The sequence below is a fragment of the Salinisphaera sp. SWV1 genome (assembly GCF_052044155.1).
Lineage (GTDB): Bacteria > Pseudomonadota > Gammaproteobacteria > Nevskiales > Salinisphaeraceae > Salinisphaera.
The window spans coordinates 1-556 of record NZ_JBQDYE010000167.1; the positions used below are offsets into that span (position 1 = coordinate 1).

The 556-nt window shown below is 53.4% G+C and carries 1 pseudogene; it reads right to left on the minus strand.

The window, feature by feature from the left end:
- A pseudogene (locus ACS8YF_RS20055) lies at window positions 1-556 on the minus strand (lipoprotein-releasing system transmembrane subunit LolC); the annotation flags it as partial.

Sequence of the window (556 nt, forward strand, 5' to 3'; positions counted from 1 at the left end):
AATGTTAAACGCCGCAACGGCGACAATCAGGCTCAGCAGTAAGCCCATCATATTTTTTTCCATGCGTACGGCCTGGAACAGCTCGCCTTTACGGTCACGCCAGTCCTGCCATTTGCTGCCTTCAGGCAGTTTTTGCTGACTTAAAGAGTCAACTTTCAGCGGCTCATCCAGCCACAAACGCCAGCCGGTAATATTGCCTGCCGGATAACGCATCAGGCGTGAGGCATCCCCAATATTCACCAGCATTTCATAGCCATCGACTTCACTGTTGGCGGCGAAAGTGCCAATCACATTGAACAGGCGCTGACTTGGAATACGCCCCATCGGCGTGAACTGGCTGGCAGATGGCACCATCACGCGGATTTGATCACCGCGATTAACGCCTAGCTGTGAGGCAAGCTGTTCACCGAGGATGACATTATATTTCCCCGGCTCGAGGTCTGTTTGTTTCACATTGACCAGATACGGCGTTAGTGGATCTTTTTGCGCCGGATCGATACCCAGCATCACCTCGACCGCCACGCTGCGCGCGCTTTGCAGTACCACATCACCGGTA